Genomic DNA, 22,782 nt, shown 5'->3' with positions numbered 1-22,782 from the left:
CGCTGCGCACGGCGCTTAACCGCGCTGTCATGCGTATAGCCGTCGGCTATCGCAACCATCGAATCAAACGATTTCATCCGTGCATGCGCGAGGACTAGCCTCGAGCAGCGCACCGCGTCCGCGGTGCCCGACAGCGACGTCTTCGCCATCCAGGGAGAAAGACCATGAGGCAGCAGAAGTCTCCACGGCTTCGGCCACTGTGGCTGTTATGTCTGAGCGCACTCGGCGTATCCGGTATCGCCTTGGCCGCCGATCCGCCCAGCAGTTACATGCCGGTGGTGATCAAGGAAACCTTCGCCGCGATCAAGTCGCGCATGGAACGCGATAAGCCGGCGGTGATGCAACGACATCGCAGCCTGCTCGAACAACGCTACGACCTGGGCAACAAACCGGTGCGCGGCGTGACCATGTCGGGCGGCAAGCCGGTGCAGGGCGGGATACGCGCGCGGCTGCCGTCGGGCACGAGTTGGGAGGAGCTCGGCGCGATGAGCCCGGAGCAGATCCGCGAGCGTGGCCTGTTCCCGGTCGGGTTCCTGCCGCTGCCGCATCCGAATCATCCCGAGGGCGGCATGTTGTTCCCGCAGTTCCATATCGATGCGGTCAAGCGCGCCGAGCAGCGCGACCTGACCCGTTTCGACCTGGATTTCGATCTGCCCGATCACTTGCTTCCGGACTTTCCGGCGCCGATCTATCTGACTACGCGGCCGGACCTGGGCGATGTCTCCAAGGGCCAGCTGGTCACGATCAACAATTACTTCGAGCTGTTCAACGGCGTGTTGAACCCCAAGCAACTGGAAGGCCTGCGCCTGCTGGTGACGCCGTTCGCGCAGCAGCAGTTCAACCAGACCGAGGACCGGCGTTCGGCATTGCCGAGCCGCGGCGTCGCCTGTCTGGACTGCCACAGCAACGGTCACACGGTCGCGGCGACCCATCTGGTCGGCGACATCCGGCCGCAGCCGTTCCGTCATCGCATCGACACCCCGACCTTGCGCGGGGTCAACATCCAGCGCCTGTTCGGTTCGCAGCGGGCCTTGAAGACGGTGGAGGACTTCACCGAGTTCGAGCAGCGGGCGGCTTATTTCGACGGCGACCCGGTGATCGCGACCAAGAAGGGCATCAACATTCTCGACCGCGGCCATCAGGTGCACGCGATGGGCGAGTTCCAGGCGCTGCTGGATTTCCCGCCGGCGCCGAAGCTCGATGTGTTCGGGCGGTTGAAGGCCGATGCCGGCGAGGCCGAGAAGCGCGGCGAGGCCTTGTTCGTCGGCAAGGCGCAATGTTCGGCCTGCCACACGCCGCCGTATTACACCGACAACAGCATGCACAACCTGCAGGTCGAGCGCTTCTTCAAGCCGCACACGATCAACGGCCGCTATGCCAGCGCCGATGGGCCGATCAAGACCTTCCCGCTGCGTGGGATCAAGGATTCGCCGCCGTACCTGCACGACGGCCGCCTGCTGACCCTGGAGGACACGGTGGAGTTCTTCAACGTCGTGCTGCAGACGCGCCTGGAGAAACAGGAGAAGGAAGACCTGGTCGCGTTCCTGCGTCAGCTGTGATCGGGCGCAGAGCGTCGGCAGCCCGGTCGGAGGCGGATGATAGGGGTCGCCGGCGCAAGCTGCGACGCTCTGCACAGGGAACAAACGCGGACCCGCCGCGATTGTGAACGACGACGCGCGGCGCGATGCCGCCGCGCGTCGCCGACCGGTCGTGCATCGGCCGATGCTTCAACGCCGATAACGGTTGGAGCTGCCATCCGGGCGCAGGGTTTCCAGCGCGGCGACGCGGCCGTCGCCGTCGCGTTCGAAGCGCACGCGCACGCTCGGGTCGTCGACGACGTAGAACAGATCGCGTTCCAGCGCCGCCAGGCTCTGCTGTGGGCGTTTGCCGTTGCGCAGATACAGACGACCGGCCTCCGCTTCGATGCGCATGCGGTCGTACTGGCCGGTGTAGTCGGCCGGCTTCGTCGTGGACGCAGGTTGGGACTCGGCGCGTACCGCGTCGAGCGCCCAGCTCGCGTCGGCGGCGTCGCCGCCGCTCAGGCCGTTCTTCAGCAGGCCTTCCAGCGCCAGCGCCTGCGCGGTGCGCAAGGCCTCGCGCTGCGGCACTGCGACGTCCGGGGCGATGCCGCTGCCTTCCCAGTTGCGATGGGTGATCGGGCTGGTCGGCGAGCCGGTCGCGACGAAGACGCTGAAGCCGTTGCCGGCGTCGATCTCGGCGCCGGGATTGGCGGCGCCGGCGCTGGTCTCGCCGATCACCACGGCGCGGCCGGCGTTCTTGAGCGTATACACCAGCGCTTCGGCGGCCGAGGCGGTGCGCGGGCTGGTCAGCAGATACAGCGGCACGTCCAGGCGGGGGCTTGGGTACCAGTCCTGAGGCGCCTCGGAGGTGCTGCCGAGGCTGTCGCCGTCGCGCCAGTGGAAGCTGCTGTAGATGTCGGCGCCTTTCGGGGTGAAGGCGCTGACCAGATAGCCGACCGAGACCGGCGAGCCGCCGCCGTTGTCGCGCAGGTCGATGATCAGCGCATCGGTGGAAGCGAGCAGTTGCAGTGCCGATTCGAGAGCGACACGCGCGGGTGCGTTCGGCTCGCCGAAACGGAAGTCGGCGAACTCCTTCAGGTCCAGATAGCCGAGGTTGCCCGGCAGGATCTCGACCCGATGCACGCCATAGTTGCGGCGGCGGGCGTAATCGACCGGCTGGGCCACGTTCGGGCCCGGCCGCATGCGCATCCGCGGAGCGGGGCCTGGGCCCGGCCCCGGCAGCAACTGTTTCGTGGGCATGGGTTGCGGTGCGCGTTGTTCGGGTGCGAGCCAATTGACCCGGAAATGGCCGTCGTGCGACTTGATGCGCTCGGTCAACGCCGTCGCCAGATCTCGCGGGTCTGTGTAGCGATCGAACTCGCCCGCGGTCGCGGCCTTGCGCAGGTCTTCGCCGATCTTCGCCGCGCGATCGACATCGTAGTAGTGGTCCTGGATGCGGCTGGCGATGTCGGCGACGGTGTCGCGCGGCGTCGCGGCGGCGGCATACACGATGCCGGGCAGACATAACAGCAACAGCGGGGCGAGCAGGGAATGGATCAGAGGCTGGGCGGTGCGCATGAGGGTCTCCGGGGAAGGCCGCCGCAGCGGAACGATTCCGCGGCGGCGGACGGCGAGGGGCCATGTCTTCCGTAGATGCCACCGGGCGCCGGTGCGTCGCAGCGCGATTCGGTTGAGCGGCCGCAGCCGTGGTCGCAACGCGGGTCGGGCGAAAGGCGGCGCGGAATCGACGGGTGCGGATATGGGCCGGCGAGCGCTCATCGTGCGAGCGCGAGGCAGGGGCTGCGACGCGATCGGTCGACAGCAGACAGGCGCAGCCCACCGACTCGGCAAGGGCGACCGTTGCTTTCGGCACTCGCGCACAGTTTTCGTGTCCGCCAGGATCGCTCGATGCCGATCCAAGCTCTCTACTTCGTCCGCGCTTCCGGGCCCGGGGCCGCCTGATGTCGCAGCTCGCGCAGCCCTGGCTGTTGTTCGCCGCGATCCTCAACGGACTGGCGGCGTTGGCCCATGTCGCGGTGATCTTCGGCGGCGCCGCCTGGTATCGCTTCTTCGGCGCAGGCGAAGGCATGGCACGCATGGACGAAGCCGGCCGTCTGTATCCGGCCGCGTTGACCGCCTGCATCGCCCTGATGCTGGCGATCTGGGGCGGCTACGCCTTGTCGGGCTCGGGCCTGATCGCGCCGTGGCCTTGGGCCAGGCCGGCGCTGTGCGCGATCACCGCGGTGTATCTGCTGCGCGGGCTGGTGGTGGTGCCGATGGCGGTGGCTTCGGTGCCGCAGCCGGCCACTCCGTTCTGGTATTGGAGCTCGGCGATCTGCTTGGCCATCGGCCTGGTCCATCTGTTCGGATTGATCGGCGCCTGGCGCAGCCTCTGAGCCGCGGCGTCGGCCGATCTCTGCGCTGCCGCACAGGTCCGGCCCGGGTTTGCGTTTAGGCTGGACGCCGATACGGCAGGCGAGGGCTGAATACGATGAATCGGACGACGAGTCGGGCCACGGTTCGGACCACGGTTCCGAGCGTTCAACAGTCGACGAAACAGCGGCTACTGGCTTGGGGGCTGGCGACGATGGCGCTCGCATCGAGCGCGACCGTCGTGGCCACCACTTCGACAGCGGCTTCGGACGCGGCCGGCCATCGCATCGACTACAGCCAGGTTTGGCCCGACTATCGCGAGCGCCAGACGCGCGTGCCGCTGCGTTACGAAAGCCTCGGCAGCACGCCGCTGGAGGGCGTGGAGAAACGCAGCTATCGCCTGGCTTCGCAGCGTTGGCCCGAAAGCGGCGGCGCCATCCCGCCGGAATGGACGCATCGGGTCGACATCTATATTCCCGACGTCGCACGGCCGAAGTCGGCCTTGCTGGTGATCAACAACGGCAGCAACCGCGCCAGCGGCAACGACCCGGTGCGGCCGCCGAGCGATTTCGACGAAACCCTGGCGCTCGAGGTCGCGCGCAGCACCCACACCATCGTCGTCTCGGTGTCGGACGTGCCGAACCAGTACCTGACCTTGCCCGGAGAGACGGTCGCGAAGAAAGAGGACGTGCTGGTCGCCGCGACCTGGCGCCGCTTCCTCGACGACCCGGCTGCGAACACGACCCTGCCGTTGCACGTGCCGATGGCCGAAAGCGCGGTCAAGGCCATGGACCTGGCCGAGCGCGAATTGCGCGGCTGGCGCGTGCGTTCGTTCGTCGTCGCCGGTGCGTCCAAGCGCGCCTGGACCGCGTGGCTGACCGCGATCGGCGACCCGCGTGTGGAGGCCATCGTGTCCTACGTCATCGACATGCGCATCCAGGCCCTGATCGAACACATCAACCGCAGCTACGGCGGCGGTTGGCCGATCGCCTTGCAGCCCTACCACCAGGAAGGCATCACCACGCGCTATCGGCAGCCCGAATTCGACGACCTGATGAAGATCGAAGACCCGTATGCCTACCTGCGTACCCGTCACCGCCAGCGTCTGCGCATTCCGAAGTACCTGGTCAGCGCCAGCGGCGACGATTTCTTCCCGCCCGATGCGCAACGCTTGTACGTCGACGATCTGCCCGGCGCGACCAGCCTGCGCGCGGCGCCGAACTCCGATCACGGTGGGGTACGCCGGCACATGCGCGAGACCCTGATCCCGGCCCTGCAACGCTGGGGACGCAACCAATCCCTGCCGAGCGTGCGCGCACGGCTTAACCAACGCGGCGACCGGTTGCGTCTGAGCGCGCGCGCCTCGGAGCGGCCGGTCAGCGCCAAACTGTGGGTGGCCGACAATCCGAACGGACGCGATTTCCGCTACGCCTGCGGCATCCGTTACCGCGAATCGCCGTTGACGCTGACCCGCAACAGCGTCGAAGCGACGTTGACGCTGCCCGCAACGGGATGGTCGGCGGCGTTCGTCGAATTCGCTTTCGCCGACGGCTTCATCGCGACCACGCCGGTGCACGTGTATCCGGAAAAGACCTTTCCGCAGCAACCGCCGCCGAACGGCAGCGGTGCTTGTTTGATGGTGCCTCAATAGAGCGCGCGCATTAGCTCGGGATGCGGCGATGCGCCCGGCGCGCATCGCCTTGTGCACAAGCGGACCGAAAACGCGCCTACGGACGACCTTGTCCGAAACCAGCGAGTAATCGCCCAACTCGCGGCCTAGCTTTCGCGCCGAGGGTGCTTGCTGGATGGCGATCGGTTGCCGAATCCTCCCGACGCGGCCCGTTATCGCGGGTGGCCGCCGGGAGCGCTTGCGCCTTCGCCATGGCAATCGCCCGAGGCTTGCGCTCGCATTCTCCATCGCATCCGCCGCGCAGGCACCGTCGCCGTATCCACCTCAGTCGAGGGACCGTCCCATGCGCCAGACCCGTATCTCCGTTCTGCTTTCCGTCCTGCTCGCCTGCAGCGCTTCGGCGCAGGCCGGCAGCCCCGCCGCCGACAACGGCAGCCATCACGCCAACCAGCGCGTGCTGTATCCACGCGATTCGCGCCCCTTCGGCAAGAGCATGTCGACCTGGGGCGAAACCGCTTCGCAATGGGTTTATGCGCAACCCTTGGAGCGCAGCCCGCTGTACGACCCGACCGGCGCCAACTGCGCGGTCGACCAGCACGGCCCGGTCTGGTACATCGCCCGCATCGCCGGGCCGCCGGTGTTCAGCGGCACCCGCCATTGCACGATCCCGCGCGGTAAATCGATCCTGCTCTATATCGGCGCGGTGACGAATACCTATCCCTGCCCCGACCCGAACTTCGAGCCCGCGCCCGGTCAGTCGCTGTACGATTTTCTGAGCCAGGATGCGGCCGCGGCGATGGACACGGTGAACCTGCTCGAAGTGAGTCTGGACGGGCGCCCGATCCGCGATGTATTCGGCTATCGCTACGCCTCCGACAACCTGGTCTCGATCAAGGGCGATCTGAGCCTGCGCCCGCGCATGGACGGCTGCATCACCGGCGCCTGGCAGCCGGCGGTGGTCGACGGCTTCTTCATGATGTTCAAGCCGCTCGCGCCGGGCTCGCATACGCTCGTCGTGCACGGCACCAATACGATCGGCCACGACAAGACTTTCACTTACTACCTCACCGCCGAATAGCCGACCCGCGCCGGCGGTCGTGGTCCGCAGCGGACTTCACGCCCGCCGGCTTCACGCCCGTCGGTCTTCGGCGTTCTGTCTTCGCGATGCCGCCCCGTGCAGGTAGGCTATGGCCATCGGACTACGGAGACGGGCATGGAAGGCAAGATTCTGAGCAGGGGCGCATGGCTGCTGGCCTTGGCCTTGTCGGCCTGCGTCGGCGCGGACGACGAGAATGCGAAATCGCCGGCCGCCGCTGCACCGTCGTCTCCGCCCCCGCAGTCGCAGGCTGCGACCGTGCCGGCAGCGCCCAACGCTTTCGATTTCGCCGCATGGGTCGCCACGAATGCCGCTTGCAAGGGCGAGTATTTCGCCGATGTGCAGGAACCCGCGTTCGCGCAGACCCTGCGCCAGGCCGGCGTCGCGGTCGATGCGGACAGCAACCTCGGCGACGTGGGCCCCGGCTGGGGCACGCTGACCCCGAGCCGTCCCACGCGTCTGCATGGTTTTCTCGTACGCCATGTCGATTACGACTTCGGCAGTGGTTCGACCTTCGCCGTGGTCGTCGAGGCGAGCGCGGAACAGGCACGCGCGGCGATCGGCGCGCAGCCGGTGCCCGAGGTCTATCGCGAGTATTTCAAGCTCGGCGTGCCGACCGAGCCGCCGAGCGAGAACCTGCCGATGCCCGATCTGCGTTTCGTGCGTGCCGGCGAACAGGCCGGCACCCAGGAAATCGGCTGCGCCGCCTTCGATGGCTGAGTAGAAAGCACGCACTGCGGCCGGTACCGGGTAAAGTCCGGCCGCGCGCGCAGGCGGCGGCCGGCCCCGGCATCGACCGGTGGAGCATCAACAAGTCAGGTTATTGCCCGGCGGCACGCCGAGGATCGCGGCGAAGTTGCGGTAGTAGGCGCCGCGGTTGAGCATCTGCTGGTGGCCCAGGCCGCTGGCGTTGCATTCGATGCCGCCGTTGATCGCGCGGATGGTCTCGCCGAACGCGCGCAGATTCACCATCGCCTGATGCGGCGTATTGCTGGCGCCGCCGCGCTGGGTCATCCAGTACCACAGCGCGGTCTGCCAGGCGATGGCGGCGTTGGTCGCGACCAGGTCGGGGTTGTTGAGCAGGTCCAGGCCGAGCGCGTTGCCGGCGGCGGCGTAGTTGTAGTTCCAGCTGAGCTGGATCGGCCCGCGCCCATAATATTGCTTGTTGCCGCAGGTGCCGGCCGGTGCGCAGTAATGGTTCCAGTTGGCCTGGTTGAGCTCGCGGATATGCACCAGCCCGCCGGTTTCCTGGTTGACGTTGGCGAGGAAGGCCGCGGCTTCCTGGCGGGCGATGGTGTCGCCGCCTTCGTGGGCGAAGTTCGGATACGACTTGATCGCCGCGACCAGGCCGGCGTAGGTATAGAAGGGGTTGCGGTTCGGGAACATCTGGTTGAACTGGGCCTGGGTGACGATGAAGCCGCCGCCGCCCGGCGGAGTGGTGTTGTCGCAGCTGGTCGGCTGCCAGTACCAGGTGCTGATGGTCGGGTCGGTGCCGTCGCTGCCGTTGCTGCCGACGTTGACCAGCTTGTAGTACTGACCGTTGGGCAGGTATTTCACGATGCTGCCGAGCGTGTAGTTGATGCCGCGGCTCCAGTCGACGTAGCTGCAGCTCGCGCTGGGCCCGGCCTGCGTCGTCGCGCTCGGCGCAGCGGACCGGTCTTCGCGCGGCGCCTGCGGTGCGGCGAAAACGACGTGGGCGCAGAGCAGGCCGGCGACGGCCCAGGCGGTGCGACTGCGCTGGCCGTGGGGTGCGGTCTGGTTGGGTGTCTTCATTACGTATCCTCGGTTGTGGACGCTCGGTCCCCCCGGGGTACGCACGCGGTCGATCCGGATGCGAGGCGTTGGATGCGGCTTGCTTATGCTTATGGCCTTGCCTGCGGTCAGGCGCCGTCGCTGCGACCGGTGCGATAGCCGGTCGTTCCCAGGATCGGCAGGCGGCCATCAAGGCCGCATGCGGGTCGCGACGGTCGCGAACGACCTGCGATCGACTGTAACGGCACGGCCGCCGGCGAATCCGGGACGCGATCGCGAAACGCGCCCGGGCCCGGTCCGTGCTCGCGTCGAAGCGGTCGAGGCGCGACCGCGGTCGCATTTGCGTTGCGATGCGGCAACCGTTCCGGGCCGCCGCGGGGTATAAAGCGGTCGGGGCGGCCAAGGCCCGGCCGATCGATACGGGCCGTCCTCACTGCACGAGGTGATGCGATGAAACGTGGCGCAAATGCAGTTGGCGCAGTTCTCTGCGGTTTGATGTTGTCCATGGCGCTGAGCGCCTGCAGCGGCCAGGCCGAGCGCGAGGCGGCGCAGAAGCCGCCGCGCGCCGGCGTGCCGATCGACCGCAGCGAAACCGCCGAACGCCTGGCGAAGATGCGCGGCCAGGCGATCGCCGGCGACCAGGTCGCCTTGCACCAGAACGTCGAGGCGCTCGACCGCGATCTGCGTCGGGCGATCCGCCTGGTCGACCCGGCCCGAAAGATCGATCGCGAGAATGCGCGCGTCGCCGCCAAGAGCGTAACCGGCGTGCGTTCGGCGGTATGGGTCGACGGCGAAAACCTGTTGGCCATCGTCGACCGCAACGGCCAGCGCAGTTACGGCACCATCGATGCGATCTGCAACCGGCTCGAACCGATGGGCGACACCCTCGGCGTGGTGGTGAATCTGCAGAGCGGGGCGGCGCAGACCGGCGACGAGCTCGAAATCCTCAGCCGTAACTGCCAGCTCAAGCCCGGCGAACGCGCCGTGGCGCAGGCGCATCGCCAGATCGACGTGCTGCCGCCGGACGTGCGCGCCCAGCATCGGGCCAATGCCGACGCCGCGCTGAGCGGCCCGGACCGCAGTGGCGAGCGCGAGGAAAGCGAGCGCATCATCGAGGCCAGTACGCCGGAGCTGTAGGCCATCCGGACTGCCAAAGAATGTGCCTGAGGACGAGATCGCCGGCCACGGCGGTCCGGTGAGGCATTGTGCGTGTGCGCGGCGCCGCTTTGAACGACAATGGCCGACCCACATCCAGGAGGTGATGCATGATTCAGCGATTCGACGTCGGCGCGCGTTTGTCGGAAATGGCGATTCACAACGGCGTCGCCTATCTGGCCGGACAGGTGCCCGACAGCGAGGACCTCGACATCGCCGGGCAGACCCGCGAAACCCTGGCCTCGATCGACGCCTTGCTCGCGCGCGCCGGCACCGACAAGACCCGCATCTTGATGGCGCAGATCTTCCTGGCCGATATGGAGGATTTCGCCGGCATGAACGCCGTGTGGGACCGCTGGGTCGCAGCCGGGCATACCCCGCCGCGCGCGACCGTGCAGGCGCCGCTGGCCAATCCGAAATTCCGCGTCGAAATCGTGGTGACCGCCGCGCTGTAAGCGGCCGTCCTGCAGCGACCGTCGCCGCCGTGCGGTGCGGTCGCCCCGGCGGACTCTGGTCCGCTCAGTGCCGGGCCGACTCACATCGATTCAGATCGACTCAGGCCGCTTCGGCTTGTTCGCGCTGGCGCGCCGCTTGCATGAAGGCCATCAGCAGCGGCCGCCCCGGCAACAGCTCGGGAAAGCGCTGGTCGTGGAACTCCGGGTGCCATTGCACGCCGACCACGAAGCCGCTGCCGGCGCTGCGGATGCATTCGGGAATGCCGTCCTCCGACCAGGCTTCCACTTCCAGACCCTCGCCGAGGCTCTTGATGCCCTGGTGATGGATCGAATTGACCTGGGCCTGCGCCTGCGGATACAGCTCGGCGAACCAGCCGTCTTCGCGGATCCGCAGCGAGTGCGCGTGCTCGTCGTAACGCGCCGGGATGTAGTGCTGGTTGCGGGTGGCGCCGCCATCGACCAGGTCCTGGTACAGATTGCCGCCGTGGGCGACGTTGATCAGCTGCATGCCGCGGCAGATGCCGAGCACCGGCTTGCCGGCCTCGATGAAGGCGCGCAGCAGGTTCAACTCGAAGCGGTCGCGCTCCGGGTCGGTGGTCATCAGCATTTCGCTGGGGCGTTCGCCGTAGGCCTGCGGGTCGATGTCGGCACCGCCCTGCAGGATCAGGCCGTCGAGCGAGCGGGCATAGTCGCGCACCGACAAGTCGGTGGCCTGCACTTCGCCGAGGGCGTCGACGGTGGGGATCATCACCACCAGCGCGCCGCTCGACATGACCCAGTGCGCCATCGATTGTTCGAGGTATTGCAGGGTTTTGTTGCGAAAACCGTACGACGGCGGCAGGTTGCGCATCAGCCGAGGCGACAGGCCGATCAGCAGTTTGCGGGCGGGCGGGGGCATGGCGGGTTCTCGGTCGTTCGCGGGCATCGTCGCGGCCTCAGCAGGCAGGTACGGTGGTGTGCAGCAGCCAGTCGACCACCGATTTCAGCGCCGCCGTGCGGCTCGCGCCGTGGTCGCGTTGTTGGCGGTACAGGGCCAGTTGCGCATGCGCGCTGGTGCCTCGCGCCAGGATGTCGTCGATCGAGGCCAGCGCCTCGACGCAGTCCAGCGCCTGTGCGTCTTCGCGGCAAAGCTCGCGCAAGCGCTGCAATTGGGTCAGGGCCGGCTCGGTGTTGCCGCGTTCGTCGATGAACTCGGCCTGCAGGCCGAAGCGTTTGGCGCGCCAGCGGTTTTCGTCGATGATCCGGCGCACGCCGGCGTTGCATGCCGGCGCTTGCGCCGGATGCATGACCAGGTGACGCATCAGGCAGCGGTACAGCGCCGCGATCGCCAGGCTGTCTTCCAGGCGTGTGCAGGCGTCGGCGATACGCAACTCGACAGTCGGGTAGTTCGGCGAGGGCCGGATCGCCCACCACAACGAACTCGCGTCGGCGATCGCGCCGGCACGCACCAGCACTGCGGCGAAGGCGTCGTAGTCGGCTTCGCTTTCGAAGAAATCCGGGATGCCGGTGCGCGGCCATTCGTCGTACATGGCCTGGCGGTAACTCATCAGGCCGGTACGCAGGCGGTCCCAGAACGGCGACGAGGTCGACAGCGCCAGCAGCAGGGGCAGCCACGGCATCGCCCGATTCATGACCTGGACGCGGTCGACGTCGTCGGGCAACTGTACGTGCACGTGCAGGCCGCAGACCAGGCTGCGCCGCGCGACGATCTGGAAATCCTCGACCAAGCGCCGGTAGCGCGGTTTATCGGTCTCGATCTGTTCGCGCCACAGCCCGAGCGGATGGGTGCCGGCGGCGAGCAAGGCCAGCCCGTGCTCGTGCGCGAGCGCCGACAGGCCGCGGCGCAGGTCGCCGAGCTGACGCCGGGCCTGGCCGATGTCGCACAGGATCGGCGAGGCGATTTCGATCTGCGCCTGCAGCAGTTCGCTCTCGATGGCGTCGCCGAACTCGGCGCGGGCCCGCTTCCACAACCGCGACGGCACCTGCGAGGCCAGCAGCCGGGATTCCGGGCGGACCAGGAAGAATTCCTCCTCGATGCCGAAACTGTAATCGCACTGCGCGCTCATCGCGGATCGTTCCGCGACTGCGATCGGGTCGATGTCGTCATGCGCCCAAGGTAGCGCTCCGGATGTAAGCGCGAGTTGAAGAGAGGCGGCCGGCGCGCGCGGCCGCCTCTGCTTGGGGCTCTGTTGGAAGGTACTTCAAGGGGCTTACTTCAAGGGCAGGCAGATCGCGGTCTTCCATTCGGCCGGCGGCAGGCTCGACGGGTCGTTGAGGTACTCCTCGTACACCGGCGCGTCGCCGGCCTCCTCGAAGCTCGCCGGCAGCCATTGGCAAAACAGCCAGTCGTAGGCTCGGTGCAACTCGTTGTAGGGGCCGGTGTGCACGACCACGGCATGGCGGCCGCCAGCGATTTCGACCCAGCGCATGCCCTCGCCGAGCTCGGTACCGCCCGGCACCGTCAGGCAGGCCTCCGAGCGCAGTTGTTCCTGCGGGGTGTCGGCCGGGCTGTCGTAATAGATGCCGAGGCAACGCGTGTCCTGGCGCATCAGCCCGCGCGGGCCGGCCCAGGCGTACAAGGCCTGGAAGGTGTCGCCGATGGCTTGGTAGTTGCCGCTGTGCGGCAGGGCGACGACGCGGATCGGGGCGAGGGTGGTGATTTCGGCGCTGTACATCAGGCTCTCCAGGGTCGGGTCGAAGGCTGCGCGCGACAACGCGGGCAGGGCGGCACGACGCTTGCGGAACGCGGCCGGCGCACAGGCGTAGGTGGCGCCGAATGCGCGAGTGAAGGCCGCGGCGCTGCCGTAACCGGCGCGGCCGGCGATCTGGGCGATGCTGTGTTCGCTGGTCAGCAGATCGTTGGCGGCCCGGTGCAGGCGCAGCCGGCGCTGGGTGCTGGCGATGGTCTCGCCCATCAGGCCGTGATAGACCCGGTGGAAATGGAACGGCGAGAAATGCCCGGCTTCGGCGAGCTGGGCCAGCGTCAGCGGCTGGTCGAGCCGGCTCGACATGAAGGCGACGACCTTCTCGATGCGAGCGCTGTAGTGGTCGAAGGTGCTGCTGCGGTTCAAGCGGGGCTCCGGTGGCGTCGTGCGGGGCCAGTCTGGGCCGGCGGACTTGATCCAGGTTGCGGATTTGCAGGAAGCGTCGCCTTCGGGCGGTGATGGCGATGGTCGCGATGCGCAGGCCGGCGAGCCGCCGTCTGCGGATGCGGCTGCGCACGGCGGGCGCGCAGGACATTGCCATGCGGTGGCGGGGTTGGCCAGAGACATGGTTGCCGGCAGACGCGCGGTCGCCGGAAATTGAGACGACCTCTTGCCTTGTCGCGGCCCGTGCGACGGACTCTGCCGCGTGGCACAAAGTCGCGTTTGGCGGACCAGCGACCGGGCCGTGGTCGGGCTGATAAGCTGGAATGGCAACCCCCGGTTGAATAAGGACATTCCGATGGCAGCTTCCTCACAGCGGGTGGATACCCGCGATCTGGCTGCGTTGCTGGCGGCTACCGATGAACATGGCCGCGTTGATGGGCTCGATTACGAGGCCGAGCGCTTACTCATCCATAACCGCCGCGTTGGCGGGGTCGACGCTGTAGGTCTAGTCAACGACCTGCAACAGCTGGGTTTCCGCCAGTTCAATCGCGACGAGTTCCTGGATGCAATTGATCGCCGGTTGGAGACCCCGGCGGAGAAGCAACGGTTCGCCGACGCGCTGGATGCGGCCAACATCACCGATAGCTTTGTAGAGCGGCAAGGCGAGCGGCTTGCGGAAGCGGCGGCTGCCGCCCGCGATGAAGTGGTCAAGCGGTACAAGGCAACGGACAAAGCGTTTGAAGACTTGCGCGGCGAGGGTCAGCAACGTCTACGCGGGATCGCCTCTGATCCCGACGCCAGTAGTGGTGAGCGGGCGGCAGCTGGCGCGGCGACAGCAATGTTGGGTATGCATCAGTTTCAAGTGGGTGCAGCGCGAGGTGCACTGACTCACGCGGCCCGCACGATCGGCGACTTCGTCGATGTTGTGGACATGGCGGACCGCCTGTCCAGAGACCCCGACTACCGCAAAATGGTCGTCGGCATGGTCCGGATGTACGCCGCCGAGGTCGTGGATGACCCGAAGAAGCCGCTGACCGACGCCCAGGCCGCCGCCACCGATGCGATGGAGAAATGGGACAAGGGGCTCCGCGAAGCTCAGGCGAAGGGCACCGAATCCGAATACCTGGGCGGCTCCGCCGGTGTGATCGGCGTCGAAATCATCGCCAATGTCCTGCCGGCTGGAGCGCTTAGGAAATTCGGCAAGGCCGCCAAAGCCATCGATACGCTGGTGCCTGGTGAGCATGCGGTCGAAGTGTCGCGGCTGGGCGAGATTGTGCGGGTTGGCGGTGCCGACATGCACGTTCTGGGCAAAGCCGGAGGGCTTGGTCGCGGCGCTCGTGAACTCGCAGGAGATACGGCCGAGGCGGTCAAGGACGCTGGTGAGGTTCTCGGAAAGCTTGAACGAAATGTAGGGCGCGGCGGGAGCGCAGCTGCCGGTGCCCAGGAGTTCGCGGAAGGCTTAATCAATAGCGCCCGAAGGAATGGCGACCTCGAAGGCATTGTTAGAGCTGCGCAGCTGACGGACAACGTCGAAGGCATCTTGCGCAGCGGCCAACTCACGCCGAAGGAACTAGGTGAGGTTGCCAAGCTCGACAAGACGATCTTCGAGGGCAAGGTCAGTTTCCAAGAAGCGCTGGATCACAGCCTGAAAGGTGTGGACCTCAATAGCCTCAGTCGTAAGCAGGTCGGCGACATCGGCGAGGCGCTCCAGACCTACAAGATGGTGGAGCAGGGCTACACCGACATTGTTTCGATTAAGAACAGATCGGGGCAAGGTATCGACGTCGTCGGGCGCGACCCTGATTCCCAGAAACTGGAATTCTTCGAGGTAAAGACATCGATCCTCGGCAAGGCCGCTGCCCAGCGCGGGCCTGATCCTGAGGAGTTCATCGCCGCTCGCCTTCAGAAGGCTATGGAGCAGCAGGGGCAGTGGCAGCCGCATCGCACCATTCCCGGTCTGAACAAGATAGCGGAAGGCATACGTGAGGAGGCATTCGGCGCGAATAACGTGTTTCAGGCTAAGGCGACCTGGGTAAAGATCAATATTTCCAATCAGCCTGGATCGCATAAGCTTCGGGTGGATACACACGAATCCGAGCCCTGGACGCATCCGAAGGACCGGAAAGCTGAGCTATCGCCCGAACTCGATTCGCTTAGAAATGGCCCAGAGTTCCAAGCGCTCCAGAGAGGGATTGCCGCTAGTGGATGTCTTGGTGAGCAGCAATGCATAAATGTTGCGGCTGCTTTGCTCCGGGAGTATGCGGCCGATCCCCTGACAAAACGAATCGACGGCGCCGGCATTGCGACATCTCCTACTGGCGAGCAGACGGCATATGCTGTGTACTCGCCACACGGTGAACGCGGACCACACTTCGATGTTCGCGTGAACGTCTCTCAGGCTTCGCAAGAGTCCGCTGAGCAGAATCTAACGAGGACAGCGCAGATCCATCAGCAGCAAGCCCTGGCTCAACAAGAACAGCTCCAGCGCGGCCCCGACGAGCCAAATCGCGGCGGCCCGAGGATCACGGTCTAATGGTCGCAAAGAAATCGAACACTACAGGTGGACTTCTGTGGCATCCGTCGCTCAAGAAGGTTTTCAAGGGCTGCGACCAGTGGTGGCAGCACAGCATGGTGGACAGCAATGTTTTGGAGGGACGATTCGCGACTCTCCACGTTGAGCTTCAGGCGCCTGGAGTCTTTGTTCCGGCGCTCGCAACGCTGCACATGATCGGACATGCATATGCGACGCGCGCCTGTACGACTGAAACAGCGCACAATCCTAAGCTGCTTGTAGAGGCACTCCAATACGCCATGCAGTTCCGGGCGCTCGATTTCCGAAAGGTGGCAGGACTATCGCTGCCTCACGAGCATCAGCCGTTACGACCGTTCCTTACCGGCATGCAATCGGCAGGCCCGGCCATGCTTTCTCAGTGGGCGCTCGCCGAGGTGTGCGCCAAAATTCTGATTGATGTGGCGGAGAAGGACTTGCGCATGAAGCCGTTGAGCCACTATCCGGACGGCTGGCGGCGCGGGACGAGTGATGCGTTTTTGATCTATCTTTTTTCCGCCGCGTTTGACCTGGAGACTTCGTATCGGCCTAAGGATTCGGTTTGCCCAGAGTATCAAGCCGTTCTGGATTCCTGGCGCACTGACGACGAGGCTGTTTTCTGCAAGGTGATGCAGGCGGCCTCGGACTTTCATATCAGCCGGAGCCGCGGCAGCACAAACCGCATTGATTACGAGTTTGAGTACAACTTTGATCGTGTATACCCGGCCGAGCTGCTGGCGGTTCAGGCGCTTCGCCGGCGCGTTGGGGCGCCGGAGTTCGCGGTAGGGCATCTGTTGGTGGATACGCCGTGGTCGTTGATTCGCGACTTGCCCGAGATGGCCCCTCACCCCCTGGCTGTCCAAGCTGAGGCCCGACTGCGACAGGACTACCCCAGCTTCCGTTGATGCCTCAAGGCGTCTTGCCACCCTTGAGGGCGAGCCCGACAGTGATGCAGGGCAGGGGTTGACGTCTGCTTTCCGGGATGGGGAACCACAGGGCAAGCAAGGCGATTACGGTCTGCCCCACGCCTGCTGGACTGGATGCGCGCTCAGCGTGGGATCGACAAGCGCGCGCGCCTCAGCCGAAGGCGGCGCGTTCGCTGTCGTTCAAGGCCGGCACCACGGCGCGGCCGGCGGCCGCCGATGCCACCGCCGCTTCCAGTACCGCCATCACCGCGATCGCCTGCGCCGGCGTCACCGGATTCTCGCCGTGGCCGAGCAGCGCATCGCGCACCGCCATGTAGTAACGACGCTGGTCGCCGGCCGGCGTCGGCAGACGCCGGGTCGCCTCGCCGTCGTGCAGGATCAATTCGTCCTCGTCGAGGCCCCAGCCGGGCGCACCCGGGCGCAGACCCGACAGCAACTGCGCTTCCTGGCGGTCGGCCAGGGTCTTGACCACACTGCCGCGGGTGCCGTGTACCAGGAAACGCGGGCTGCCGCCGGCGGCGAGCATGCTGCCGTGCAGGATCACCCGCCGCGTGCCGTATTCGAGCACCGCATGTGCCCAGTCGCTGACCTGCGCGCCGGGGCGCTGGGTCGCGAGGCTGGCGATGACCCGCTCGGGCAGACCGAACAGCTGCAGGGCCTGGTCGACCAGATGCGGGCCGAGGTCCCACCACAGCCCGCTGCCCGGGCCGGCCTGTTCGCGCCAACGTTCGCGCACCTGCGGCCGGTAGCGGTCGATATGCGACTCGAAATGCGCGACCTCGCCGAGCAAGCCGGTGTCGATGACGTGCCTGACGCCGAGGTAATCGCTGTCCCAGCGCCGGTTCTGGAACACCGACAGCAGGCGTCCATGGTGGGCGGCCAATGCGGCCAGTTCGCGCGCTTGCGCAATCTCGAGGGTGAAGGGTTTGTCGACCACCACGTGCTTGCCGGCGGCGAGCGCGGCGCGCGCGAGCGGGGCGTGGCTGTCGTTCGGCGTGGCGATGACCACCAAGTCGACGCGCGCATCGGTCGCCGCGGCGAAGGGATCGGCAAGCACCTCGACCTCGGGGTGGTCGGCCTGGACCTTGCCCGCGTTGCGCGAGCCGACCAGGCTCAGGCGCAGGCCCGGTGTCGCTGCGATCAAGGGCGCGTGGAAGGTCTGGCCGGCAAAGCCATAACCGATCAGGGCGACGTGGGTGGGGGATTCGCTCATGGCCTGGCTCGTGCGGGGGATGCGGACACCTTGCCGGATCGTTGCGCATGGGGCCACCGGGCTTTCGGGTTAGTGGGGTTGCACCTCTGATGTGCACAGGCTTTGCCGGAGCGGCAGGACGGGCAGAGAGGAGTCGTCGGGCGGCCGATTATCGGCGCGATCGGATGCAGGACGGTCGCGGCTTGCGAGCAAAGGAAATCCCCGTGGGACGCCGCTCCTACCCCGAGGCGGCACGACGCGCGGATACGGCCCGATTCCGCCGTTGCGGCCCGCGCTGGCCTGCGAGGGCCCGGATCGGGTAACAATTCACCGGTCCCCAGGTTGGAAAACGCAATGAGCGCAGCAGCACCGGCGTCCGCCAATTCCCCGTCCCGCGTGCTGTTCGCCAGCCTGATCGGCACCACCATCGAGTTCTTCGACTTCTACATCTACGCCACCGCGGCGGTGCTGGTGTTCCCGAAGTTGTTCTTTCCCTCGGCCGATCCGGCTTCGGCGACTCTGCAATCGCTGGCCACCTTCGCCCTGGCCTTCTTCGCCCGTCCGGTCGGATCGGCGGTGTTCGGCCACTTCGGCGACCGCATCGGCCGCAAGGCCACCCTGGTCGCGGCGCTGCTGACCATGGGCCTGTCGACGGTAGCCATCGGCCTGTTGCCGACCCACCAGAGCATCGGCATCGCCGCGCCGATCCTGTTGGCGCTGTGCCGCTTCGGCCAGGGCCTCGGGCTCGGCGGCGAGTGGGGCGGCGCGGTGTTGCTGGCGACCGAGAACGCGCCGCCGGGCAAGCGCGCCTGGTACGGCATGTTTCCGCAGCTCGGCGCGCCGATCGGCTTCTTCCTCTCGACCGGCATCTTCCTGCTGCTGACCGACACCATGGGCGACGACGCCTTCTTCGCCTGGGGCTGGCGCGTGCCGTTCCTGGCCAGCGCGGTGCTGGTGTTCGTCGGCCTGTGGGTGCGGCTGCGGATCAGCGAGACCCCGGCGTTCCAGCGCGCGATCGACCATCACGAGCGCGTGCGCCTGCCGATGCTCGAGGTGCTGGTCAAACATCCCGGCGCGTTGGTCGCCGGCACCTTCGCCGCGCTCGCGACCTTCGTGCTGTTCTATCTGATGACGGTGTTCGCGCTGAGCTGGGGCACCTCGCAGCTGGGCTATTCGCGCGAGCAGTTCCTGCAATTGCAGCTCGGCGGCGTGCTGTGTTTCGCCGCGACCATCCCCTTGTCGGCGATCTTCGCCGACCGCCGCGGGCGGCGCCTGGCGATGATCCTGTCGACCCTGGCGATCATGCTGTTCGGCATCGGTTTCGCGCCCTTGTTCGCGAGCGGCAGCGCCTGGGGCACCTTGCTGTTCCTCGGCCTGGGCCTGGGCATCATGGGCCTGACCTACGGCCCGCTCGGCACCATTCTCGCCGAGATGTTCCCGACCCCGGTGCGCTACACCGGCGCCTCGCTGGCGTTCAACCTGGCCGGGATCTTCGGCGCCTCGCTGGCGCCCTACATCGCGACCTGGCTCGCCGGGCGCTACGGCCTGGCCTATGTCGGTTATTACCTCGCGGGCGCGGCCGCACTGACCCTGATCGCCTTGTTGGCGGTGCGCGAGGATCGCAGCGCGGCTTGAGCCCGCGATCGATGAGCGGCGCCGTGCGCTGTGCGAGTAACTACGGCCCGGCGCCGCTCGCCGCTTGAGGCTCGCTACCGTCGGCCGCGGCGTTGCCTTCACGGCGCGTCGCGGCTTCGAGCTCGAGCTGGGTCAGGTACAGGCGCAGATCGAACTCGTGCTGGTGATAGTCCGGGTTCATGTGCGCGCACAGCTGATAGAACGGCTTATCGTGGTCGCGGTGCTTCAGATGAGCCAGTTCGTGCACGGCGATCATTTCCAGGAATTCGGCCGGCGCGTCGCGGAACAGGGTGGCGATGCGGATCTCGCGCGCGGCCTTGAGCCGGCCGCCCTGCACGCGCGAGATCGCGGTATGCGTGCCCAGCGCATGCCGCACCACGTGCAGCTTGTTGTCGTAGATCACCTTGTTGAGCGGATCGCTCTTGCGCATGTAGCGGTCTTTGATATCGACCACGTACTCGAACAAGGCCTTGTCGTCGCGTACCTGGTGGCGACTGCTGTAGCGGTTGCGCAGCACCTCGCCCAGGCGCCCGCTGTCGATCAGCGCGCGCACCTGGTCCAGCACGCGCTCGTTGTAGCCGCGCAGGTAGCGAAGCTCGTCCATGGGCGAACGATACGGCAAACCCGTCCAGGACCGCGAGACGGCGGTCTGCACCGCCGTCTCGCGGCCGTCGAACTGCGACTCAGGGCCGGTATTCGACCCGCAGTTTCGCGCTCGCGCCGCGGTCGATCCACAGGTAGTGGGTGGCGCCTGGCGCTTGCTCGAAACGCAGCCGCAATTGGGTGCGGCCGCCGCGGTTGAGCGCATTCAGGCCGGCCGCGCTGAATGCGGTGCTGGTCTGGCGGCCGCCACTGAAACGCGCGAGTTCCGCTACCGCCGTGGCGTCGGCCGCGGCCGCGTAGTCGCCGGCTTCGATGGCGCAGGCGCCGAAACAGCCGCTGCGCGCATCGACCAGCAGGCGGTTGCCGGCCGGCTGGCTCCACGGGTCGCCGTAGGCGCTGCGATTGGCGACGCTGAGCGAGGCCGCGACGACTTCGGCACCGTCGGGCAGGGCCGAGGTGTCGAACGACAGCAGGCTGCGATTGTGTTTGCCGTCGCTGCCGCGGCCGATCGCCAGGCCGTAGCTCGCTTCGAGCGTGCCGACCGCGGTGGCGCTGGCGTCGGCATTGGCTTTGACGTAGCCGTCGTCGGCGTCTTCGTTGTCGAATTCCATCGCCAGGGGCGGGCCGCTGGTGCCGCCGCTGACCTCGACCTGCACCGCAAGCGAGGTGGCGGTGTTGCCGGCCACGTCCTGGGCACGCGCCTGCAGGCTGTGGATGCCGTTGCTGGCGGTGCTGCTGTCCCAGCTCGCCGCATAAGGCGCTTCACCATCGCTGGCGAGCAACGCACCGTCTAGCAGAAAATCCACGCGCTCCACGCCGACCCCGTCGCTGGCGTTCGCGCTGAGGGCGACCGTGCCGCTGACCGAGGCGCCGTCGGTCGGCGCGGTCAGGGCGACCTGCGGCGGGTTCGGGTCGAGATCGTCCAGCCCCCAGAAGCGGCCGATGTAATAGCTCGAACACAGATTGACGTCGAGCACGTAGGCGCCGGCCGTGCCGCATTGGCTTTCGCCGTTGCCGGGGTCGACCGGCGTGCCGTGGCCCATGCCGGTGATCGAGTAGGTTTCGACGAGCGCTCGTCCGGCGGCATCGCGATAGAGCTTGTGCGGATAGCCGGCGATGGTGTCCTCGACGTCGGCGATCTGATCGATGCCGTGTACGTTGGTCCACTGCTGCAGGCTTTCGGCTTGATTGGCCGGACGCACGAGGTAGTCGGCGTCGCCGTGCCAGATCGACACGATCGGCCAGGGGCCGGCGTGGCTGCTCGCGGCGCGTACCTTGTCGCCCCATTGCGCCGGCGTCAGATCGGTACCGGGCGACATGCACGAGAACGCCGCACTCGAACCGAGCGCGCAGCGATAGGGAATGCCGGCGACGATGGCGCCGCCGGCGAACACGTCGGGGTAGGTCGCCAGCATCACCGCGGTCATCGCCCCGCCCGAGGACAGGCCGGTGATGTAAACGCGGTCGGCGGCGCCTGCGTGATCGCTGCGCATGCGCTCGACCATCTGCCGGATCGACAAGGCTTCGCCCTGGCCGCGCGTGCTGTCGCCGCTTTCGAACCAGTTGAAGCATGCGTTGGCGTTGTTGACGCTTTGCTGCTGCGGCAGCAGCAAGGCGAAACGCCAGCGTTGGGCGAGCAGTTCCCAACCGGTTTCGGCGTCGTAGCTGGCCGCGCTCTGGGCGCAGCCGTGCAGGGCGACGACCAGCGGCGCATCGGCCGGTAATCCCGGCGGGACGTATTTGTACATGCGCAGATTGCCGGGGTTGCTGCCGAAGCCGGTGACTTCGGTCAAGGCCAGCGCCGGCATCGCTGCGCACAGCGCGCCGAGGGCGAGGGCGAAGCCTGCGATGCGCGCGGCCGTGCGATGCGGACGCAGGCTTACGGAGGGACGGTGCGAAGCGGACATGCGATCGACTCCCGCGCCGCTAGCGAGTCCGGCGTGGCCGCAGTGGGCCATCGCGGGCCAGCGCCCGCCATCGTCCGATGGGGCACATTGCGCTGCAGCACGGGGCCGCACCGCTGCGTGGCGGGCTGGGCGATACTGCCGCGGGCCGCGATCGCGCGGCCGCAGATGCCGATCCGGAGCGGTCCACATGCACTACCTGTCTCAAGACCTGGCCTGGGTGATCGACGGCTTGCCGCCGTTGGCCTTGGCCAAGCCGCATTTCCTCGCCGCCATGCTCGCCGCCGGCGAAGAACATGCGCCGGTGCTGGCTGAATACCCGCAGGCGCGCCACGAAGACCTGGAGGCGTATTACCTCAGCCTGCGCGGCATCGGCGCTCTCGACGAGGATCTGCTCCATGACCTGCTGTTCGCGCATTCCTTCCGCGAACTGGCCTGCGGCGCCTGGCTGGCGGCGCTGGCGCCGCAACCCTCGTATCGCCGGTACCTGCTCGAAGCGCGCGATCGCGCGCCGCATCAGCAGTATCTGGTCGATCTGGCCCTGGCCATGCTCGACGGCGGCGAATGGCCTTGCGATGCGTCGACCTTCGCCGGCACGCAGCGTATCCGCGCCGCGCTGAATGCCTTGCCGAGGCCCGCGGTGCCGCTGCGCCGCGCACCTGCCCCGTCGCTACAGCAGCGTCTGCAGGAAGAGGACCAACGCATCCGCGAGCTCTACCGCCGCGAAGGCAGCGCCGCGGCGCTGGCGGCGATCAGCCGCAGCGCGACCGCGTTCTATCGCATGGACTATCCGGCCTGGCATCGCCTCGGCTGTCCCGGCCTGGAGGAATTCCTGGCCGGGCAGGGAGGTCGGAACGCTTGAACTTGCCGCTCGGCGCCGTTGCCGGCGGCCGCCGACGAACGA

18 protein-coding genes and 1 pseudogene are annotated in these 22,782 nt (G+C 67.1%); 11 read left to right on the top strand and 8 right to left on the bottom strand.

Going from position 1 to position 22,782, the window contains the following annotated elements; genetic code table 11:
• Window positions 1-164: 164 nt before the first annotated feature.
• Window positions 165-1,559: a hypothetical protein gene (locus ACTOWK_RS13320; RefSeq protein WP_441330639.1), complete on the top strand. Its 1,395-nt coding sequence runs from the start codon at window positions 165-167 to the stop codon at window positions 1,557-1,559.
• 168 nt (window positions 1,560-1,727) lie between these two features.
• Here ACTOWK_RS13320 and ACTOWK_RS13315 read toward each other — a convergent pair whose 3' ends face one another.
• The gene (locus tag ACTOWK_RS13315; RefSeq protein ID WP_441330638.1) at window positions 1,728-3,098 is read right to left on the bottom strand and encodes a S41 family peptidase; all 1,371 of its coding nucleotides are present in this window, start codon (window positions 3,096-3,098) and stop codon (window positions 1,728-1,730) included.
• Window positions 3,099-3,481: 383 nt separating this feature from the next.
• Here ACTOWK_RS13315 and ACTOWK_RS13310 point away from each other — a divergent pair, with 383 nt between their 5' ends.
• The 4 genes from ACTOWK_RS13310 to ACTOWK_RS13295 all read left to right on the top strand — a co-directional run bounded on the left by ACTOWK_RS13310 (window position 3,482) and on the right by ACTOWK_RS13295 (window position 7,339).
• On the top strand, window positions 3,482-3,916 hold the full coding sequence (locus ACTOWK_RS13310) for a hypothetical protein (protein WP_441330637.1): 435 nt from the start codon (window positions 3,482-3,484) through the stop codon (window positions 3,914-3,916).
• 218 nt (window positions 3,917-4,134) lie between these two features.
• Window positions 4,135-5,544, top strand: a complete 1,410-nt coding sequence (locus ACTOWK_RS13305) for a PhoPQ-activated pathogenicity-related family protein (protein ID WP_441330636.1) — start codon at window positions 4,135-4,137, stop codon at window positions 5,542-5,544.
• 322 nt (window positions 5,545-5,866) lie between these two features.
• Entirely contained in the window at window positions 5,867-6,601 is a 735-nt protein-coding gene (locus ACTOWK_RS13300; RefSeq protein WP_441330635.1) for a hypothetical protein, read from the top strand.
• Between the two features lie 135 nt (window positions 6,602-6,736).
• Window positions 6,737-7,339, top strand: a complete 603-nt coding sequence (locus ACTOWK_RS13295; RefSeq protein WP_441330634.1) for a hypothetical protein — start codon at window positions 6,737-6,739, stop codon at window positions 7,337-7,339.
• Between the two features lie 87 nt (window positions 7,340-7,426).
• On the opposite strand, the gene ACTOWK_RS13290 is transcribed toward ACTOWK_RS13295, so the two are convergent.
• Window positions 7,427-8,392 carry a chitinase gene (locus tag ACTOWK_RS13290; protein WP_441330633.1) on the bottom strand — a complete coding sequence of 322 codons (966 nt, stop codon included), beginning with the start codon at window positions 8,390-8,392 and terminating at the stop codon, window positions 7,427-7,429.
• Between the two features lie 483 nt (window positions 8,393-8,875).
• Here ACTOWK_RS13290 and ACTOWK_RS13285 point away from each other — a divergent pair, with 483 nt between their 5' ends.
• On the top strand, window positions 8,876-9,508 hold the full coding sequence (locus ACTOWK_RS13285; protein WP_441330632.1) for a hypothetical protein: 633 nt from the start codon (window positions 8,876-8,878) through the stop codon (window positions 9,506-9,508).
• Window positions 9,509-9,636: 128 nt separating this feature from the next.
• Entirely contained in the window at window positions 9,637-9,981 is a 345-nt protein-coding gene (locus ACTOWK_RS13280) for a RidA family protein (protein WP_057918314.1), read from the top strand.
• Window positions 9,982-10,081: 100 nt separating this feature from the next.
• Here the strand turns inward: ACTOWK_RS13280 and ACTOWK_RS13275 are convergent, their stop codons facing one another.
• The 3 genes from ACTOWK_RS13275 to ACTOWK_RS13265 all read right to left on the bottom strand — a co-directional run bounded on the left by ACTOWK_RS13275 (window position 10,082) and on the right by ACTOWK_RS13265 (window position 13,052).
• Window positions 10,082-10,879 carry a gamma-glutamyl-gamma-aminobutyrate hydrolase family protein gene (locus ACTOWK_RS13275; protein WP_441330631.1) on the bottom strand — a complete coding sequence of 266 codons (798 nt, stop codon included), beginning with the start codon at window positions 10,877-10,879 and terminating at the stop codon, window positions 10,082-10,084.
• A gap of 37 nt (window positions 10,880-10,916) precedes the next feature.
• The gene (locus ACTOWK_RS13270) at window positions 10,917-12,047 is read right to left on the bottom strand and encodes a carboxylate-amine ligase (RefSeq protein ID WP_441330630.1); all 1,131 of its coding nucleotides are present in this window, start codon (window positions 12,045-12,047) and stop codon (window positions 10,917-10,919) included.
• 144 nt (window positions 12,048-12,191) lie between these two features.
• The gene (locus tag ACTOWK_RS13265) at window positions 12,192-13,052 is read right to left on the bottom strand and encodes an AraC family transcriptional regulator (RefSeq protein WP_441330629.1); all 861 of its coding nucleotides are present in this window, start codon (window positions 13,050-13,052) and stop codon (window positions 12,192-12,194) included.
• A gap of 373 nt (window positions 13,053-13,425) precedes the next feature.
• Here ACTOWK_RS13265 and ACTOWK_RS13260 point away from each other — a divergent pair, with 373 nt between their 5' ends.
• Both ACTOWK_RS13260 and ACTOWK_RS13255 read left to right on the top strand, forming a co-directional pair.
• On the top strand, window positions 13,426-15,603 hold the full coding sequence (locus ACTOWK_RS13260; protein ID WP_441330628.1) for an XVIPCD domain-containing protein: 2,178 nt from the start codon (window positions 13,426-13,428) through the stop codon (window positions 15,601-15,603).
• Window positions 15,603-16,523, top strand: a complete 921-nt coding sequence (locus tag ACTOWK_RS13255; protein ID WP_441330627.1) for a hypothetical protein — start codon at window positions 15,603-15,605, stop codon at window positions 16,521-16,523. The genes ACTOWK_RS13260 and ACTOWK_RS13255 overlap by 1 nt, the downstream gene beginning before the upstream one ends.
• Before the next feature lie 172 nt (window positions 16,524-16,695).
• On the opposite strand, the gene ACTOWK_RS13250 is transcribed toward ACTOWK_RS13255, so the two are convergent.
• Entirely contained in the window at window positions 16,696-17,757 is a 1,062-nt protein-coding gene (locus ACTOWK_RS13250) for an oxidoreductase (protein ID WP_441330626.1), read from the bottom strand.
• Window positions 17,758-18,090: 333 nt separating this feature from the next.
• On the opposite strand from ACTOWK_RS13250, the gene ACTOWK_RS13245 reads away from it, so the two are divergent.
• Complete coding sequence (locus tag ACTOWK_RS13245; RefSeq protein ID WP_441330625.1) at window positions 18,091-19,371, top strand: MFS transporter; 1,281 nt, start codon at window positions 18,091-18,093, stop codon at window positions 19,369-19,371.
• 112 nt (window positions 19,372-19,483) lie between these two features.
• Here ACTOWK_RS13245 and ACTOWK_RS13240 read toward each other — a convergent pair.
• Window positions 19,484-19,975: pseudogene (locus ACTOWK_RS13240) on the bottom strand (YgjP-like metallopeptidase domain-containing protein); the annotation flags it as partial.
• A gap of 79 nt (window positions 19,976-20,054) precedes the next feature.
• Entirely contained in the window at window positions 20,055-21,881 is a 1,827-nt protein-coding gene (locus ACTOWK_RS13235; protein WP_441330624.1) for an extracellular catalytic domain type 1 short-chain-length polyhydroxyalkanoate depolymerase, read from the bottom strand.
• A 187-nt stretch (window positions 21,882-22,068) separates the two neighbouring features.
• Between ACTOWK_RS13235 and ACTOWK_RS13230 the strand changes: the two genes are divergently transcribed.
• Window positions 22,069-22,740 carry a hypothetical protein gene (locus tag ACTOWK_RS13230; RefSeq protein WP_441330623.1) on the top strand — a complete coding sequence of 224 codons (672 nt, stop codon included), beginning with the start codon at window positions 22,069-22,071 and terminating at the stop codon, window positions 22,738-22,740.
• Window positions 22,741-22,782 lie beyond the last annotated feature (42 nt).

It is taken from the genome of Lysobacter sp. CA196, from assembly GCF_052078695.1.
Taxonomy (GTDB): Bacteria; Pseudomonadota; Gammaproteobacteria; order Xanthomonadales; family Xanthomonadaceae; genus Lysobacter.
Note: the sequence above shows the minus strand (reverse complement) of the source record. Positions and strands in the feature narration are given on the sequence as shown.